The sequence below is a fragment of the Streptomyces sp. NPDC056144 genome (assembly GCF_042264145.1).
Taxonomy (GTDB): domain Bacteria; phylum Actinomycetota; class Actinomycetes; order Streptomycetales; family Streptomycetaceae; genus Streptomyces.
Genome location: NZ_JBHJVF010000004.1, coordinates 549,714 through 567,017 on the forward strand (window position 1 = coordinate 549,714; position 17,304 = coordinate 567,017).

Annotated in this window: 17 protein-coding genes; 12 read left to right on the top strand and 5 right to left on the bottom strand. The window is 72.9% G+C overall.

What is annotated here, in order from left to right:
* Positions 1-52 precede the first annotated feature (52 nt).
* From ACFC0Z_RS16500 to ACFC0Z_RS16520, 5 genes are read left to right on the top strand one after another with little or no spacing between them, the layout of a single operon-like run.
* A complete protein-coding gene (locus ACFC0Z_RS16500; protein ID WP_376437846.1) occupies positions 53-1,072 on the top strand; it encodes a sugar ABC transporter substrate-binding protein in 1,020 nt (339 codons plus the stop codon).
* The gene (locus ACFC0Z_RS16505; RefSeq protein WP_376437848.1) at positions 1,069-2,127 is read left to right on the top strand and encodes an ABC transporter permease; all 1,059 of its coding nucleotides are present in this window, start codon (positions 1,069-1,071) and stop codon (positions 2,125-2,127) included. The genes ACFC0Z_RS16500 and ACFC0Z_RS16505 overlap by 4 nt, the downstream gene beginning before the upstream one ends.
* Positions 2,124-2,939 (top strand): ATP-binding cassette domain-containing protein, encoded by an 816-nt coding sequence (locus tag ACFC0Z_RS16510; RefSeq protein WP_376437850.1) that lies wholly within the window; start codon positions 2,124-2,126, stop codon positions 2,937-2,939. The genes ACFC0Z_RS16505 and ACFC0Z_RS16510 overlap by 4 nt, the downstream gene beginning before the upstream one ends.
* A 47-nt stretch (positions 2,940-2,986) precedes the next feature.
* Complete coding sequence (locus tag ACFC0Z_RS16515) at positions 2,987-4,162, top strand: ROK family glucokinase (RefSeq protein WP_376437853.1); 1,176 nt, start codon at positions 2,987-2,989, stop codon at positions 4,160-4,162.
* Positions 4,159-4,737, top strand: coding sequence for a hypothetical protein (locus tag ACFC0Z_RS16520; RefSeq protein WP_376437855.1), 579 nt, complete (start codon positions 4,159-4,161; stop codon positions 4,735-4,737). The genes ACFC0Z_RS16515 and ACFC0Z_RS16520 overlap by 4 nt, the downstream gene beginning before the upstream one ends.
* 7 nt (positions 4,738-4,744) lie before the next feature.
* On the opposite strand, the gene ACFC0Z_RS16525 is transcribed toward ACFC0Z_RS16520, so the two are convergent.
* The 3 genes from ACFC0Z_RS16525 to ACFC0Z_RS16535 form a co-directional block, all read right to left on the bottom strand.
* Positions 4,745-5,617 (bottom strand): DUF4436 family protein, encoded by an 873-nt coding sequence (locus ACFC0Z_RS16525; RefSeq protein WP_376437857.1) that lies wholly within the window; start codon positions 5,615-5,617, stop codon positions 4,745-4,747.
* 47 nt (positions 5,618-5,664) lie between these two features.
* Complete coding sequence (locus ACFC0Z_RS16530) at positions 5,665-6,846, bottom strand: agmatine/peptidylarginine deiminase (protein ID WP_376437859.1); 1,182 nt, start codon at positions 6,844-6,846, stop codon at positions 5,665-5,667.
* A gap of 219 nt (positions 6,847-7,065) precedes the next feature.
* Positions 7,066-7,617, bottom strand: a complete 552-nt coding sequence (locus ACFC0Z_RS16535) for a TetR/AcrR family transcriptional regulator (RefSeq protein WP_376437862.1) — start codon at positions 7,615-7,617, stop codon at positions 7,066-7,068.
* Between the two features lie 142 nt (positions 7,618-7,759).
* Between ACFC0Z_RS16535 and ACFC0Z_RS16540 the strand changes: the two genes are divergently transcribed.
* From ACFC0Z_RS16540 to ACFC0Z_RS16550, 3 genes are all read left to right on the top strand, one after another.
* On the top strand, positions 7,760-9,310 hold the full coding sequence (locus tag ACFC0Z_RS16540) for a serine/threonine-protein kinase (protein ID WP_376437864.1): 1,551 nt from the start codon (positions 7,760-7,762) through the stop codon (positions 9,308-9,310).
* 144 nt (positions 9,311-9,454) lie between these two features.
* On the top strand, positions 9,455-10,615 hold the full coding sequence (locus tag ACFC0Z_RS16545) for an agmatine deiminase family protein (protein WP_376437867.1): 1,161 nt from the start codon (positions 9,455-9,457) through the stop codon (positions 10,613-10,615).
* Between the two features lie 257 nt (positions 10,616-10,872).
* Positions 10,873-11,454 (top strand): TetR/AcrR family transcriptional regulator, encoded by a 582-nt coding sequence (locus ACFC0Z_RS16550; RefSeq protein WP_376437869.1) that lies wholly within the window; start codon positions 10,873-10,875, stop codon positions 11,452-11,454.
* 19 nt (positions 11,455-11,473) lie between these two features.
* On the opposite strand, the gene ACFC0Z_RS16555 is transcribed toward ACFC0Z_RS16550, so the two are convergent.
* Together ACFC0Z_RS16555 and ACFC0Z_RS16560 are read right to left on the bottom strand one after the other, a co-directional pair.
* Entirely contained in the window at positions 11,474-12,721 is a 1,248-nt protein-coding gene (locus tag ACFC0Z_RS16555; RefSeq protein WP_376437872.1) for a sensor histidine kinase, read from the bottom strand.
* Complete coding sequence (locus ACFC0Z_RS16560) at positions 12,718-13,374, bottom strand: response regulator transcription factor (protein WP_376437875.1); 657 nt, start codon at positions 13,372-13,374, stop codon at positions 12,718-12,720. Before ACFC0Z_RS16560 ends, ACFC0Z_RS16555 begins: the two co-directional genes overlap by 4 nt.
* 177 nt (positions 13,375-13,551) lie before the next feature.
* Here ACFC0Z_RS16560 and ACFC0Z_RS16565 point away from each other — a divergent pair, with 177 nt between their 5' ends.
* From ACFC0Z_RS16565 to ACFC0Z_RS16580, 4 genes are read left to right on the top strand one after another with little or no spacing between them, the layout of a single operon-like run.
* The gene (locus ACFC0Z_RS16565) at positions 13,552-14,085 is read left to right on the top strand and encodes a hypothetical protein (RefSeq protein ID WP_376437877.1); all 534 of its coding nucleotides are present in this window, start codon (positions 13,552-13,554) and stop codon (positions 14,083-14,085) included.
* A gap of 5 nt (positions 14,086-14,090) precedes the next feature.
* Positions 14,091-15,230, top strand: coding sequence for a peptidoglycan-binding protein (locus ACFC0Z_RS16570; protein WP_376437880.1), 1,140 nt, complete (start codon positions 14,091-14,093; stop codon positions 15,228-15,230).
* Positions 15,227-15,970 (top strand): ABC transporter ATP-binding protein, encoded by a 744-nt coding sequence (locus ACFC0Z_RS16575; protein WP_376437882.1) that lies wholly within the window; start codon positions 15,227-15,229, stop codon positions 15,968-15,970. Before ACFC0Z_RS16570 ends, ACFC0Z_RS16575 begins: the two co-directional genes overlap by 4 nt.
* Positions 15,967-17,244, top strand: coding sequence for an ABC transporter permease (locus ACFC0Z_RS16580; RefSeq protein WP_376437885.1), 1,278 nt, complete (start codon positions 15,967-15,969; stop codon positions 17,242-17,244). The genes ACFC0Z_RS16575 and ACFC0Z_RS16580 overlap by 4 nt, the downstream gene beginning before the upstream one ends.
* Positions 17,245-17,304: the final 60 nt, after the last annotated feature.

Sequence of the window (17,304 nt, forward strand, 5' to 3'; positions counted from 1 at the left end):
CATGACCGATACTGCAATGCACGCAGAAGGAGACAAAGGAGGGCACGGGCTCGTGACCAGGCTTCGTTCAGGAGGGGTGCGGGCCGTCATCGGCACCGTGCTCGCGCTCGCGCTCACGGGCGCGCTCGCCGGGTGCAGCAGCACCGGCGGCAAGCGGGCGGAGGACGCCCGCAAGGCCGCCGCCGCCCAGGGAAGGGCGGCCGTCGACACCCCCCGCTGGACCTTCGCCATGGTCACCCACTCCGGTGACGGCGACACCTTCTGGGACATCGTCCAGAACGGCGCCAAGCAGGCCGCCGTCAAGGACAACATCAACTTCCTCTACGCCCACAGCGACGAGGCCCAGCAGCAGGCCCAGCTCATCGACTCGTACGTGGCCAAGGGCGTCGACGGCCTGATCGTCACGCTCGCCAAGCCCGACGCGATGAAGGCCTCCGTGGAGAAGGCCGTCAAGGCCGGCATCCCGGTGATCACCGTGAACTCGGGCGCCGAGCAGTCCAAGGCCTTCGGCGCCCTCACCCACATCGGCCAGGACGAGGTCGTCGCCGGCGAGGCCGTCGGCGACGAGCTGAACGGGCGCGGCAGGAAGAAGGCCCTCTGCGTCCTGCACGAGCAGGGCAACGTCGGCCACGAGCAGCGCTGCGCCGGAGCGAAGAAGACCTTCGACGGCGAGCTCGTGAACCTGTACGTCGACGGCACCAACATGCCCGACGTCAAGGCGTCCATCGAGGCCAAGCTCCAGTCCGACAAGTCCGTCGACGCCGTCGTCACCCTCGGCGCCCCCTTCGCCGACGCCGCCGTCCAGGCCGCCAAGAGCGCCGGCAGCAAGGCCGAGGTCGACACCTTCGACCTCAACGCCAAGGTCGCCGGGGCCCTCCAGGCCGGCACCCTCGGCTTCGCCGTCGACCAGCAGCCCTACCTCCAGGGGTACGAGGCCGTCGACCTGCTCTGGCTCTACCGCTACAACGCCGACGTCCTCGGCGGCGGCAAGCCCGTCCTGACCGGCCCCCAGATCATCACCAAGGACCAGGCGGCCGAGCTGGAGAAGTACACCGAGCGGGGTACCCGATGAGCAGCCCCACGGCGCCGCCCTCGGACGGCGTGGACCACGTCGACGAACGGCTCCTGCGGACGACCCCGCTGAAGAAGCTCCTCGCCCGCCCCGAGCTCGGCTCGGTCGTCGGCGCGATCGCCGTCTTCGTCTTCTTCTCGGTCGCCGCCGACAGCTTCCTGCGCCCCGCGAGCCTCGGCACCGTGCTCTACGCGGCCTCGACGATCGGCATCATGGCCGTCCCGGTCGCGCTCCTGATGATCGGCGGCGAGTTCGACCTCTCCGCCGGCGTCCTCGTCACCAGCTCGGCGCTGGTCTCCTCGATGTTCAGCTACCAGATGACGGCGAACGTCTGGGTCGGCGTCGGCGTCTCGCTGCTCGTCACCCTCGCGATCGGCGTCTTCAACGGCTTCATGCTGACCCGCACCAAGCTGCCCAGCTTCATCATCACGCTCGGCACCTTCCTCATGCTGACCGGCCTGAACCTCGGCCTCACCAAGCTGATCAGCGGCACGGTCTCCACGAAGTCCATCGCCGACATGGAGGGCTTCCCCTCCGCCCGCAAGGTCTTCGCCTCCACGCTGACCGTCGGCGGCGTCGAGCTCAAGGTCACCATCCTGTGGTGGCTGGGCCTCGTCGCCGTCGCCACCTGGATCCTCCTGCGCACCCGCTTCGGCAACTGGATCTTCGCCGTCGGCGGCGGCGCCGACGCGGCCCGCGCGGTCGGCGTCCCGGTCTACCGGACCAAGATCGGCCTCTACATGGCCGTGGCCTTCTGCGCCTGGATCGCCGGGCAGCACCTGCTCTTCTCCTTCGACGTCGTCCAGTCGGGCGAAGGCGTCGGCAACGAGCTCATCTACATCATCGCGGCCGTCATCGGCGGCTGCCTGATCACCGGCGGGTACGGCTCCGCCATCGGCTCGGCCGTCGGCGCCCTCATCTTCGGCATGACGAGCAAGGGCATCGTGTACGCCGAATGGAACCCCGACTGGTTCAAGTTCTTCCTGGGAGCGATGCTCCTCCTGGCGACCCTGCTCAACGCCTGGATCCGCAAGCGCGTGGAGGCCACCAAGTGACGACCGCACCCGTGGACACCGCACCCGTGGCGACCCCCCTCGTCGAGCTGGCCGACGTCAGCAAGTACTACGGCAACATCCGCGCCCTCGAAGGCGTCTCCCTGGAGGTCCGCTCCGGCGAGATCACCTGCGTCCTCGGCGACAACGGCGCCGGCAAGTCCACCCTCATCAAGATCGTCGCCGGGCTCCACCGGCACGACGCCGGCACCTTCCGCATCGAGGGCGAGGAGGTCACCCTCGCCAACCCGCGCGACGCCCTCGACCGGGGCATCGCCACCGTCTACCAGGACCTCGCCGTCGTCCCCCTCATGCCGGTCTGGCGGAACTTCTTCCTCGGCTCCGAGCCCACCAAGGGCGCGGGCCCCTTCAAGCGGCTCGACGTCGACCTCATGCGCACCACCACCCGCGACGCCCTGCTCCGCATGGGCATCGACCTCCGCGACGTCGACCAGCCCATCGGCACCCTCTCCGGCGGCGAGCGCCAGTGCGTGGCCATCGCCCGCGCCGTCCACTTCGGCGCGAAGGTCCTCGTCCTCGACGAGCCGACCGCCGCCCTGGGCGTCAAGCAGTCCGGCGTCGTCCTGAAGTACGTCGCCGCCGCCCGTGACCAGGGCCTCGGCGTGGTCCTCATCACGCACAACCCCCACCACGCGTACCTCGTCGGCGACCGTTTCGTCCTCCTCAAGCGGGGCGTCATGGCCGGCAGCCACACCAAGGACTCCGTCACGCTCGACGAGTTGACCCGCCAGATGGCCGGCGGCAGCGAGCTGGAGGACCTCCGCCACGAGCTGGAACGGCCCTCGGCCACGTAGCCGAGGACCCGGCCCCCCGCCCACCCCACCTGGCAGAATCGGAGCCGATGAGTACCTACCGTGACCTGACGCACCGCGGCTCCGCCCGCGGCACCGTGCTGCGCACCGTCGGGACCCGGGAGCGCCGCTCCCACCTGACGGCGCCCCGCGTGCCGACCGTCGGCATCGACATCGGCGGTACGAAGGTGATGGCCGGGGTCGTCGACGCGGACGGCAACATCCTGGAGAAGATCCGCACCGAGACCCCCGACAAGTCCAAGAGCCCCAAGGTCGTCGAGGACACCATCGTCGAGCTGGTCCTCGACCTCTCCGACCGGCACGACGTGCACGCGGTGGGCATCGGCGCGGCCGGCTGGGTCGACGCCGACCGGGCCAGGGTCCTCTTCGCCCCGCACCTCGCCTGGCGCAACGAGCCCCTCCGGGACTCCCTCCAGGGCCGTCTGGCCGTGCCCGTCATGGTCGACAACGACGCCAACACGGCCGCCTGGGCCGAGTGGCGCTTCGGCGCGGGCCGCGGCGAGGACCACCTCGTCATGATCACGCTCGGTACCGGCATCGGCGGCGCGATCCTGGAGGACGGCCAGGTCAAGCGGGGCAAGTTCGGCGTCGCCGGGGAGTTCGGCCACATGCAGGTCGTCCCCGGCGGGCACCGCTGCCCCTGCGGCAACCGCGGCTGCTGGGAGCAGTACAGCTCCGGCAACGCCCTGGTCCGCGAGGCCCGCGAGCTGGCCGCCGCCGACTCCCCGGTGGCGTACGAGATCATCGAACGGGTCAAGGGGAACGTCCCCGAGATCACCGGACCGCTCATCACCGAGCTCGCCCGTGAGGGCGACGCCATGTGCGTCGAGCTCCTCCAGGACATCGGCCAGTGGCTCGGCGTCGGCATCGCCAACCTCGCCGCCGCCCTCGACCCCTCCTGCTTCGTCATCGGCGGAGGCGTCTCCGCCGCCGACGACCTGCTCATCGGGCCCGCCAGGGACGCCTTCCGCCGCCACCTCACCGGTCGCGGCTACCGTCCCGAGGCCCGTATCACCCGGGCCCAGCTCGGCCCCGAGGCCGGGATGGTCGGCGCCGCCGACCTCGCCCGGCTCGTCGCCCGCCGCTTCCGCCGCGCCAACCGGCGCCGGGTGGAGCGGTACGAACGGTACGAGCGGTACGCCCAGGCCCTGCGCAGCGGGACCCAGGGCAAGGCCGCGCGCGCCCCCGAGGATCCTTCTTCATGACCACGCAGAACCCGTCCCCGCAGTCCCGCCCACGACCCGAGAAGATGCCCGAGGACCGGCGGCACATGATCCGCCGCCGGTGGCTCACGGCCGTCACGATCGTGCTGCTCGTCGGCATCCCCGCCGGGTATCTCGTCATCTCCGCCGGCCAGAGCCGCGACAGCGGCCGGATGAAGGAGCAGGAGGCCTCCGCCTCCGGGCTCCAGACCAACCGGCCGTCCGGGATGAAGCGCCGGATCTTCGAGGTCCCGGTCCCGTGGGACGCCTGGGCCGTGAAGTACTACGAGACCAGCAACTGGAAGACCAGCCGGTTCTACGCCGAGTTCACGACGGACGCCGTCGGCCTCGACGTCTTCCTGGAGGAGTCCGGCACCTCGCGCTCGGCGCTGACGCCCGGCCTCAACCCCATCGGGGAGAAGGCCGTCGAGATCACCGGGTGGAAGTTCGCCGAGGGCGCGACCTGGCAGGGCGTCACGGTGAACCGCGAAAAGCCGCGCCCGACCACCGACATCGCTGTCGACATGACGGACCCGGCTTTCCCGAAGGTGTACGCGGTCTCCACGACCACGCCCTGAGACCCTTCTAAGGGGTCTCGGCGGCTTCCGCGCGCTCGGCGCGGAAGCCGGTGACGACCACCGTGACCAGGCAGAACGCGACGACCGTCTCCGCCCAGAGGAAGGCGATCCAGTCCAGGAGGCTGCCGATCGGCGGCTGGCCGGGGGCGGTGTTGCGGAAGGCCGCGAGGGCGAACAGCGTGGCGGCCATCCAGCCGAGGGCGGGCCAGGTGAGGCCCTTGCGGCGGGTGACCAGGAACCAGGCGCCGGTGAGCACCGCGATCGCGAGGGCCCACATCGCGAGCATCATGAAGACGGCGAAGACGAGCACGCTGTTGGACCGGCCGAGGCCGACGTCGAAGACGGCGGTCCCCTCGTCCTCCGCGGCGTCCACGGAGGCGGCGAAGAGCGCGTCGTTGTTCTTCAGCGTCATGCGGACCGGGACCTCCTGGCCGCCCTGGGTCGCGCTGAACTCGATCGCCGCGTCGTAGGCGTCGAAGGGGTAGTCCGTGATCGAGCCGCCCGTCAGGGTGACGGGCAGGTCCCGGCCGGCGATCCGGCTGTGCGCGGGGAAGGACAGGTCGCCCTTGATCGAGGCCGAGGTCTGGAGCGTCAGGTCCTCGGTGGGGGAGAGGCCCCCGGCCTCGGCCAGCTCGCCCCGCGGGGTGACCTGGACGCGCAGGACCAGCTCCCGGGCGGCGGCGTCGACGCGCTGGACCGTCGCGGCGACGTCCACCCGGTCGGGAGCGGTGCCCCCGGCCTCGTACACCGTGTCGAGGGCCTGGCGCTCGCCGTACTGGAGCGTGGCGCCCAGGACGACGGCCGCCACGATCGCACAGCCGGCGAGCACGGCGGGGAAGCGCCGGGCACGGGTCGGCTCCTGGCGTCGGGTGGTGGACACGGGGCTCCTCGGGTCGTTCGGTGGGGGGTGGGGATCCGGTGCGGGGATCAGTCGATCGGCTTGCCGGGCTCGTCGTGGGTGGCGCAGTGGATGCCGCCGCCCCCGGTGGCGATCGTGTCGATGTTGATCTGCACGATGTCCCGCTTGGGGAAGTGCTCCTGGAGGATTCCGCGCGCCCGGTCGTCGGCCTTCCGGTCGCCGAACTTGGGCATGTAGACGGCGTCGTTGCCGATGTAGAAGTTGGCGTACGTGGACAGGAAGTCGTCGCTGTAGCCGGTGATCTTGTCGGGGTTCGGCTGCGGCAGGTCGATGACCTCGAAGGACCGGCCGCGCGCGTCGGTCGCCTCGGCGAGGACGTCCGCCGCCTCGTCGGAGGAGCGCGACCAGGAGTCGGCGGGGGTGCCCGGGAAGGCGCGGTCGAGGAGGACGACGCCGGGGGCGGTGAAGCGCACGAGGCTGTCGATGTGGGCGTCGGTGATGTCCTCGCCCCGCACGCCCTTGAACCAGATGACCTTCTTGACGCCGAGCGTCTCCTTGAGGTCGGCCTCGATCTCGTCGCGGCTCATGCCCGGGTTGCGGTTGTCGTTGACGAGCGAGCTCTCGGTGACGAGGAGCGTGCCCTCGCCGTCGGTCTCGAAGGAGCCGCCCTCGGCGACGAGGGGCGCGTCGATCCGCGGGATGCGGTAGCGCTTGAGGAGCCGCTCGCCGACCGTGCCGTCGTTCGTGTGGACCTGCTTGTTGCCCCAGCCGTTGAAGTGGAAGTCGACGCCCTCCACCTTTCCGCCCTGCTCGACGAAGACGGGGACCGTGTCCCGGGCCCACAGGTCGTCGACGGCGAGCGGGATGACCTCGACGTCGTTGCCGCAGGCCTTCTGGGCGGCGCGGAGCTGGTCGGGCCTGGCCATCATGACGACGTACTCGTACTTCGCGATGGCCCGCGCGACCCGCGCGATGTCCTCCCGTACATAGGGGAGGTCGTCCTCCCAGACGGAGGCGAGGGCGGGCCACGACATGAAGGTCCGGGCGTGGCTCTCCCACTCGGCGCCGAAGCGGCGGCCCTCGGCTCCGGCGGACGCCTTGGGGGAGGGGGCCGTTCCCGTACCGGCGCCCGTGCCGGCGGCGGAGGCGTCCGGGTCGTTGGGGCCACAGGCCGCGGCGCCGAGGGCGAAGGCGCCGAATCCGGCGAGGGCACGCAGCGCCGTGCGGCGGGAGGGCGGGAAGTCGAACATGGGGGGTCTCCGATCGTGAGCCTGCGGGACCTTGGGGTCGTGGGGGGCGCGTGGCCTGGAAACAGCGTGCACGCACCGGCCCGGGAAACCCGGGCACCGTCAGGGCGGATACGGCCTTTCGTGTCCACACTGTGGCACTGACTGAAAATTCAGTCAACTTTTCCCTGTGTTCGATCCGGGCCGATCCGGGCCGCTCCGACCCCATGGCGTCCGGTCCGGTTACCGGCTCAGGCGCTCGACCTCCAGGGCCACCGCCTCGCTCACCAGCTCGCGCGCGTGGGCGAGCGGCAGGGCTCCGCTCAGCCAGCGCGTGCTGAGCCCTTCGAGGAGGCCGGTGAGCCGCTCGGCCGAGGCCGTGAGCTCGGGCGCGGGGATCGTGGGCTCGATCCGGCCGAGGAGGTCGGCGACGTCGTGGATCCAGGCGAGGGTGGCGCGGGCCAGGTCGGCGCGGAGCTCGGGCTCGAAGACCGCGGTGGCGCGCAGCTCGCCCCAGGCGGTGCTGTTCTCGCGGACCTCGGGGGCGTCCTGGAACTCCAGGAGGAGGGTCTGCTCCAGCTCCTGCCGGGCGTCCCCCTCCTCGCCCTCCTCCTCGCCCGCCGTGTAGCGGTCGGCGCGGTCGCTGATGAACTCCAGCGTGTGGCGCAGGGTGCCGGCCCGGTCCTTGAAGTGGTAGTAGATCAGCGCGGTGGACACCCCGGCCTCGGCCGCGAGCTCCTCCATCCGCAGCCCGCGCACCCCGCGCCGGGCGATGACCCGGGCGGCGCCTTCCAAGATGGCCGTTCTACGGTCCGTCCCCACGTGATCCCCTCCTGGTGGTCTCTACCATCAGTGTCGCATATTGACTGAATCTTTAGTTAGATGCACGATGCGGCCGATGTTTTCCGGCCGGTCTCCTCGTCGAAAGAGCCCCCGCATGTCCGCTCAGCTCCCCGGAATCCAGCCCGCGCACGCGGCGCTGACGGCCGACGACCCCCACGAGATCGGCGGCTACCGCCTCCAGGCCCGCCTCGGCGCGGGCGGGATGGGGGTGGTGTACCTGGCCCACACGCCCGGAGGGCGGCCGATCGCGCTCAAGGTGGTGCGGGACGAGTTCGCCGGCGACCCCGAGTTCCGCATGCGCTTCGCGCAGGAGGTCGCGAGCGCCGAGCGCATCCACGGCCTCTTCACCGCGCAGGTCGTCGCCTCGGGCGTGGACGCCCCGACCCCCTGGCTCGCCACCGCGTACGTCCCCGGGCCCTCGCTCCAGCAGGTCGTCCAGCGGCACGGCCCGCTCCCCGAGCGCACGGTCCTGCTCCTCGTCGCCGGGATCGCCGAGGCCCTCCAGGCCATCCACCGGGCCGGGGTCGTCCACCGCGACCTCAAGCCGGCCAACGTCCTGATCGCGGAGGACGGCCCCAGGGTCATCGACTTCGGCATCGCGCGCGCCGCCGACGCCAGCGCCCTCACCGGTACGGGTCTCCGGGTCGGCACCGCCGCCTTCATGGCGCCGGAGCAGGCGCTCGGCCGGCCCGTGTCGGAGGCCACCGACGTCTTCGCACTCGGCGCCCTCGTCGCGTACGTGTCGAGCGGCCAGGCCCCCTTCGGCGCGGGCCCGGAGTCGGCGGCGCTCTACCGGGTCGTCCACGAGCAGCCGGACCTGACGGGAATCCCGTACGAGCTGCGGGACCTGGTCGTCTGGTGCCTGGCCAAGCGGCCGGAGGACCGCCCGACGACGGACGAGCTGATCGAGGCCGTGCACCGGCACCCGCTGGTGGGGCCGCGCCCGGAGTTCGGCGAGGGGTGGCTGCCCTCGCCGATCAGCAGCGAGGTCGCCGGCAGGGCCGTACCGCCGCTCCCGGTCCACGCGCAGCCGACGATGATGACGCCGACCCCGCCCCCGACGCCCACGCTGGCACCGACCCCGGTTCCGACCCCGATTCCGGCGCCGGTCCCGGCGCCGAGAAGTGGGGACGCGCCGCGAAGATCGCGCAAGCGCGGGCGCCGGCGGACCCTGACCGTCGTCCTGGCCGTCTCCGCCCTGGCCCTGACCGGGGGAGCGGTGTACTACGTCACCTCCCCGTCCGGGGACTCCGCCGCCGAAGCCCCGGTGACGTACGTCCCCGGCCGGGCGGAGGCCGAGCTGACCGCTCCCGACAGCACGTACGAGTTCGACCTCAAGGCCGGGAAGGTCGTCCCGGCGGACACGGCCACCTGGTACCTGGCGCGCGACCGCACGGAGTTCGTCCTGCCCGAGGACAGCGACGCCTTCGTGGCCACCGGGTACGAGCTCGGCCCCGCCGACTGCGTGAAGGGCATCGAGACCGAGCCGGTCACCTCCGTCGCCTTCAAGGACGTCGCCGACGAGCGCCCCTTCTGCATCCGCAGCGCCGACGGCAAGGAGCTCGTCGTCGTCCACCTGATCGACGCGCAGGCGGACGACGGTCCCGTGACGGCGGCCTTCACCCACTACCGGGCCGCGCCCTGACGGGTCTTAGGAGCTTCCTCCACACCTTGATCGCGCCACCCGCGTAGATTATTGACTGAATTTTCAGTCTGGGGCAGCATGCGGCGCAGCGGGGATCCCCGCCAGGGAGCCCCCACCTCCCCTTCCCCCCTCAGAAGGAGTCCCATGGACACGCCCATGACGTCCCGGCGTCGCCTGCTCCAGGTCGGCGCCGCGGCGCTGCCGCTCGCGGCCCTCGGAGTGGCCCTCCCCACGGCGGCCCGCGCGGCCACCAGCCCCTCCGGCGCGACCCTGCGGATGCCCGCCGAGCACGACCGCCACGTGCGCACCTTCATGGCCTGGCCCGCCCTCTCGTCGATCTGGTCCACGCAGCTGACCGGCGTCCGCCGCGACATCGCGCGGGTCGCCCACGCGCTCTCCCGGTACGAGCCCGTCACCGTCCTCGCCCGGCCGACCCAGGCCGCCGACGCCCGGTACGAGTGCGGACCCGGCGCGTACTACGGCATCGAGGTCGTCGAGATCCCCGTCGACGACCTGTGGATACGGGACTTCGGCCCGACCTTCGTGGTCGCCCCCGGGGCCGTCGCCGGCGTGGACACCAACTTCAACGGCTGGGGCAAGACGGGCACCTCGTACGCCCAGCCCTACGCCAACGACGCCGCCGCGGCGGCGACCCTGCTCGCCGAATGGGGCCTCCCGCGCGTGCGGGCCGGGTTCGTCGGCGAGGGCGGCTCCCTGGAGACCGACGGCGAGGGCACCGTCCTGGCGACGGTCAGCTCGCTCGTCAACGCCAACCGCAACCCGGGCATGAGCCAGGCGCAGGTCGAGCGGGCGATGAAGTCCTCGCTCGGCGCCGACAAGGTGATCTGGGTGCCGGGCCTCGCCGGCCAGGACATCACGGACTGCCACATCGACTGCCTCGCGCGCTTCGTCGGGCCCGGCCGCGTCATCCTGGACCAGCCCGGTCCCCGCACCGACCCCAAGTGGGTCGCGGTGTACGAGGAGACGAAGCGGATCCTCCAGAGCGCGACCGACGCGAAGGGCCGCCGCCTGACGATCACCGAGCTGCCCGGCCCCGACCGCCGCTACATCCGCGGCACCGGCTCCGCCTTCCTCTCCAGCTACACCAATTACTACACGGCCAACGACGCCGTGCTCGTGCCGCAGTTCGGTGACTCGTACGCCGACGACACGGCGTACAACATCCTTCGGGCCGCGTACCCCGGCCGGACCGTGGTCCAGCTGAACATCGACAACATCGCGAGCGGCGGTGGCGGCATCCACTGCGGCACCCAGTCGCAGCCGGTCGTCCCGCCCGCGGTCTGACGACGCGCGGTCTGACGACGCGCGGTCCGACGGACCGCCCACCGACGACGTGCCGGTCGCTCTCCCCCGGCGGCGCCCGGCACGTCCCCGGCCCGGCCCGCGGGCCCGCCCCCAGGGGTCCCTCCCCTCCCGGCGGGGCCGTCCGTCCCTCGCCCCCGCCGCAAGGAGCGGGCCGGGCCGTCCCACCTCCCCCGCGATCCGTCCGGATCGCGGGGGAGACTCACCGCCGGTCGGAGACGCCCGGTAGGGTGCGGACCATGGCGTCTCGCAGCACTCAGATCCTCGAAGCCGCCGCCCGGGTGATCGCCCGGCGCGGGGTCCGCGGCCTGCGCGTGGAGGAGCTGGCCGCGGAGGCGGGCGTGTCCACCGCGCTGATCTACTACCACTTCAAGGACCGGACCGGCATCCTCCGGAAGACCCTGGAGTTCATCAGCGACCGCGCCGACCGCTACACGACCGAGCGGATCCCCGGCGCCGAGCCGCTCAGCCCGCGCGAGGAGCTCGACCAGACGCTCCTGCTCGAACTCCAGGACACCACCGAGGTCCGCGAGAACAGCAGCGCCTGGGGCGAGCTGCGTGCCAGCGCCGTCTTCGACGAGGTCCTCCGCGAGGACCTGGCCCGCGCCACGCTGGTCTGGGTCCAGGAGGTCGCCGCCCTCCTCGGCCAGATCACGCCGATGGCCCCCGCCGTCGGCCTCGCGGCCGCCGCCGAGCGCCTCACCGCCCTCCTGGAGGGCCTCAGCATGCGCTGGCTCAGCGGCACGCTCCAGATCTCCCACGCCCGGACGCTGATGAGCGAGGCGATCGAGGCGGAACTCGACCGTCTCGCCAAGCAGTAGCGGCCCCCCCGCCGGGGGATCATCCCCGGCGCGGCACCTCGACCCGTACCGTCAGGCCGCCGCCCGGCCGGGGCTCCGCCGTGACCGTGCCCCGGTGGTTCAGGGCGATGGCGCGGACCACCGCGAGGCCGAGGCCCAGTCCCCCCGCGGACCGGCCCCCCGCGGACCGGTGCTCCTCCGGTCCCCGCCGGAACGGTTCGAAGAGGGCCGGGAGCTCCTCCGGGCCCAGGACGGGACCGGTGTTGGTGACCTCCACGAACGCGGACGGCCCCGCGGTGCCGGTCGTCACCGTCGCCGTACCGCCCGCGTGGTTGTGGCGTACGGCGTTGGCCACGAGGTTCAGGGCGACGTGCCGGAGCAGCGACGGATCGCCCGCGACCGGCGCCGGGCCGAGCCGGGTCGTGACGCGGACCTCCGCGCCCCGGGCCTCGTCCGCCAGGTCCTCCACGGCTGCCCCGGCGACCTCCGCGAGGTCGACCGGAAGCAGGGCCGACGGCGCGCTCTCCCCCCGGGCCAGGGTCAGCAGCGACTCGATGAGCCGCTCCGTACGGGCGTTGGCGTCCAAGGCGCGCCGGAGCGCGGGTTCGAGCTCCGCCGGTACCCGTCCCTGAGCCAACGGGATCTCCAGAGCGGTCCGTTGCAGCGTCAGCGGCGTCCGCAGCTCGTGGGAGGCGTGCGCGGTGAAGTGCCGCTGCGCCGTGAAGCTCCGGTCGAGCCGGTCGAGCATCGCGTCGAAGGTGTCGCCGAGCTCGCGGACCTCGTCGTGCGGTCCGCGCAGGTCGAGCCGCTCGCCGAGCGTGCTGTCGGCGCTGATCCGCCGCGCGGCGGCGGTGACCTGGGTGAGGCGGTGCAGCGAGCGGCGCCCGGCCCACCAGGCGAGGGCGGCGGCGAGGGCCGTGAAGACGACGAGCAGCAGCACCGACCGGGTGAGCAGCTCGGCGAGGACCTGGTCACGGAAGTCCTCGAAGGCCTCGGAGGGCGTGGTCGTCGCGGCCGGCATGGCCTGGCCGGTCTGTGTGCCCGGCGGCACGGGTGCCGGGCTCTGCGCCGGTTCCAGCGGCTGGGCCTCGGGGATCTCGGACGGGTCGACCGTCGGGACGACGAGAGAACGGTTCTCCTCGATCAGCTGGCGGGAACTCAGCCAGTTCAAGAGCAGCAGCCCGGTGCCGAGGACCACGAAGACCGACGTCGTCGCGAGGGTCAACCGCCCCCGCAGCGGCAGCCGGTACGAGGAGCGGGAGCCGCGCGGACGGCCGGCGCCGCTCACAGCCGGTACCCGAAGCCCGGGTCGTGCTGGATCAGCGAGGGTTCCCCGACCTTGCGCCGCAGCGCGTGCACCGTGACCCGTACCGCCGTGGTGGCCGGATCGAGCGCCGCGTCCCACAGCCGGTCCCGCAGCTCCTCCGTGCTCACCGGCGCGCCGTCCGCCGCGAGCAGCAGCTCCAGGACGCCGAGCTCCCGGGGCGTCAGCCTCAGCGGCCGCCCGTCGCGCTCGGCGACCCGGCGGACGGTGTCCAGGCTGATGCCGTGCCGGCTCAGGACGGTCGGAGTGGTCCCGGCGGCCCCGCGCCGGCCGAGCGCGCGCAGCCGGGCGACGAGCTCCAGGTACGAGAAGGGCTTGGCCATGTAGTCGTCGGCGCCCTGCCCGAGCCCGTCGACCAGGGCCTCCAGGCCGCCGGCGGCGGTGAGCATCAGGATCCGGGCCGGATAGCCGGCCGTGTTGAGCGCCCGGCAGACGGCGTCCCCGCTGAGCCCCGGCAGGTCCCGGTCGAGGACGAGCACGTCGTACGAGGCGGCGGCCGTCATCTCCAGGGCGCGGGCCCCGTCGTGGGCGACCTCGGGGACCATGCCCTCCTCCCGGAGGCCGTCGGCGAGCATCGCGGCCAGCTCCGTCTCGTCCTCGACGATGAGCACGCGCATGTCCGTACCACTCCACTCACCCGCGCCGGACGCGGTTCTGTTCGGGAACCCCAGGAGAACCCCAGGATGCCCGAGCCGCGCGTTAGCCCGCGGTTAGGCGCACGCTCACCGACGGCTCACCGCGCGCTCCGTAGAACTGGCTCCACGCGCGACATCGACATCCAAGGAGCTGCGCACATGCGACGACGCAACCTGACCGCAAGGGCCCTCATGGCGACCGCCGCGCTGGCCGTGACCCTGGTGATGAGCGGCTGTTCCGCCGAGGACGGCGCCCCGAGGGTCGCCGGGGACGACGGCTCCGCCGCGAGCGCGCCGCAGGACGGCAACGCGATCCGCCGGTCGTGGGTGACCTGCATGCACGGGCAGGGACAGAACCAGGTCCAGCAGGACAAGGACGGCAACATCTACACGCCCGCCGCCGGGACCGACGGCAGCGGGAACATCGCCGCGTACGAGGCGGCGGTCAAGGTCTGCGACGCGAAGAACCCGGGCATCCGCCAGGTCAACGAGAAGGTCGACAGGAAGTTCGCCGAGATGGGGCGCGCCTGGGTCGCGTGCGCGCGCAAGCACGGCTACGCCGACCTCCCCGACCCCGACCCGAAGGACGGCGTCCTCGTGATCCCCTCGAAGTCGTTCGACGCGGCCAAGTGGGACGCGGTCCAGCCGGCGTGCAGCAAGCTGCCGCTGCCCGGCTACCGGATCGGGGAGTGACCGCCGTGACCGAGGAGAACAGCACGGAGAAGAACACCACCGAGACCGAGACCGGGCCGGCCCGCCGGAAGCGCCGCAAGGTCGTCCTCCCGCTCGTCCTCGTCGCCGCGATCGGCGGCGCGGCCGCCCTCGGCACCGCCCGCCCCTGGGAGCGGTCGGGCCCCGTCGTCGAGCAGCCGCCCCTCGCCCACGGCACGGCGGTGGTGGAGCGCGGCTCGCTGTCCAGCGGCATCCAGGTCGCCGGCTCGCTCGCGTACGACGCGCCCGTCCCCGTCGTCGCGGGCGGGCGGGGCACGTTCACCGCGCTGCCCGCCGTCGGTTCCGTCGTGAGGGCGGGGGAGCGGCTGTACGAGGTCGACGGGCGCCCCGTCGTCCTCATGCGGGGCGACCGGCCCCTCTGGCGCGACCTGGGCCCCGGGGCGGCCCCCGGCCCCGACGTCCGGCAGCTCAAGCGGAACCTGGTCGACCTCGGGTACGCGGACGGGCTCGGCCTCGCCGTCGACGAGAAGTTCACGAAGGGCACCGAGACCGCCGTCAAGCGCTGGCAGAAGGCCATGGGCGAGCGGAAGCCGACCGGTACGGTCGCGCTCGGCACCGTCGTCATGCTGCCCCAGGCGGCCGTACGGGTCCACAAGGTCGGCGCGCAGCTGGGCGCGGCGGTCGGCGGGACCACGGCCGTGACCGTGAGCGGCACCGATCTCGTCGCCGTCGTGCGGCCCGCCGAGAACCAGCTGTCCCGGTTCCGGCCGAACGGCGAGGCCGTGGTGCGGCTCGCCGACGGCGGCACGGTGAAGGGCCGCATCCGTTCCCTGATACGGGGCGGGGACGGCGGCGGCGAGGGAAGCGGCGGTTCCGGCGGGGGCGAGGAGAAGACCACCGTCACCGTCACCCTCGACGACCAGAGGACGGCCCGCGCGGCGGGTCCCTCCGCCGTGACGGTCGGCGTGGTCGGGGACACCGCGAAGGACGCCCTCGTCGTGCCGGTCACCGCGCTGCTCGCCCTGGACGGCGGCGGCTACGGCGTCAAGGTCGTCACCGGCACCACCACCCGCCTGGTCAAGGTCACGCTCGGCCTGGTCGCCGACGCGAAGGCGCAGATCAGCGGGGGAGTGAAGAGCGGTGACCGGGTGGTGATCCCCACGTGACCACCGCCTCGCACCACCCCGTCCTCGAACTCTCCGGCGTCACCAAGGAGTACCCGGGTTCGCCCCCGCTGCGGGTCCTGCACGGCATCGACCTCACCGTGGAGGCCGGTGAACTCCTCGCGGTCGTCGGCCCCTCGGGCTCCGGCAAGTCCACCCTCCTCGCCCTCCTCGGCTCGCTCGACCGGCCGACCGCCGGCCGGCTGCGCTTCGAGGGACGGGAGCTGTCCGGGCTCGGCGACCGCGATCTCGCGGCCGTCCGCGCGCACCGGATCGGCTTCGTCTTCCAGCAGTTCTTCCTCCTCTCCGGGCTCAGCACGGTCGAGAACGTCGCCACCGGCCTCCTCTACAGCGGCGCCCCCGCCGCGCGGCGCCGCGCGGCGGCCGTCGAGGCCCTGCACGAGGTGGGGCTCGGTCATCGTCTGCGCCACCACCCGGACCAGCTCTCCGGCGGCGAGAAGCAGCGGGTCGCCATCGCGCGGGCGCTCGTCGGGCGGCCCGCGCTGCTGCTCGCCGACGAGCCCACGGGGGCGCTCGACAGCGCGTCAGGGGCGGCCGTCGTCGACCTCCTGCACGGACTGAACGCCCAGGGCACGACCGTCGTCGTCATCACCCACGACCGTGACCTCGCGGCCTCGTTCCCCCGGCGCATCGGCATCCGCGACGGACGGCTCGACTTCGACGAACGCCTTCCGTACTCCGCCTCTGCGTCCGCGTCCGCCTCCGCTGGAGCCGCCCGATGAGCACCACCACGACCCCGGACCGCCGGAAGCGCCGCGCCCGTACCCGCACCCAGGGCCCAGACCGTACCCGTACCCAGGGCCCCGCCCCCGCCCCCACCCGTACCCGGCTGCGCCCCTCCGACCTGCTCCGTCTCGGCATGATCGGCCCGCGCACCCGCAAGCTGCGCTCCACCCTCTCGGCCCTCGGCATCTCCCTCGGCATCGCCGCCGTGATCGCCGTGACCGGCATCTCCTCGTCCAACCAGGCGCACCTGCTCTCCCGCCTCGACGCGCTGGGCTCCAACCTGATCACGGTCTCGCCCGGCAAGGACGCCCAGGAGCAGTCCGTACCGCTGCCGCGGACCGCCGAGCGGATGCTCGGCCGGATCGCCCCCGTCCAGCAGGTCACGGCGACCGGGGCCACCAAGGCCGAGGTCTACCGCAACGACCTGGTGCCTAAGGAGCAGACCGGCGGCATCTCCGTGCTCGCCGCGCGGTCCAACCTCCTGGACGTCCTGCACGCGAAGCTGCGCGAGGGGCGGTGGTTCGACAAGGCCGCCGAGAACCTCCCGGTGACCGTCCTCGGCGACCAGGCCGCCCAGCGGCTCGGCGTGACCGCGCCGGGCGAGCGGATCTGGCTCGGCGGACAGACGTACGTCGTCCGGGGCATCCTCGCGCCGAACGACCTGGCCCCCGAGCTCGCCACGGCCGCGCTCGTCGGCTGGCCGCAGGCGACGAAGCACCTGGGCGCGGACGGCACCGCCGCCACCGTCTACCTGCGGGCCCACCCCGAACGCGTACCGGACGTGCAGGCCGTCGCCGGGGCCACCGCCAACCCGGCCGACCCGGGCAAGGTCGCGGTCAGCCGCCCCTCCGACCTCCTGACGGCGCGCTCGGAGGCGAAGGGCGCGCTGACCGGCCTCGTCCTCTCCCTCGCCGGGGTCGCCCTGCTCGTCGGCGGCGTCGGCATCGCCAACACCATGGTGGTGGGCGTGATGGAGCGGCGGGGCGAGATCGGGCTGCGCCGCGCGCTGGGCGCGCGGGGCGGGCAGATCGCCGCCCAGTTCCTCCTGGAGGCCGTCCTGATAGGGTTCATCGGCGGGCTCGGCGGGCTCGTCCTGGGCGGTCTCGCCGTCTACGGGTACGCCCTGGCCCAGGGCTGGCCCTTCGCCGTGCCCCTCCTGACGGTCGTCGCGGGGCCCGTGGTCTCCGTCCTGGTGGCGGCCGTGGCCGGTCTCTACCCGGCGCTGCGGGCGGCGAGCGCCTCGCCGACGGACGCGTTGCGGTCGGCCTGACCTCGTGTTCTTTCTCCCTGCGGCTCCTGTCACGACTCTTGACTGACATTTCAGTCAGTG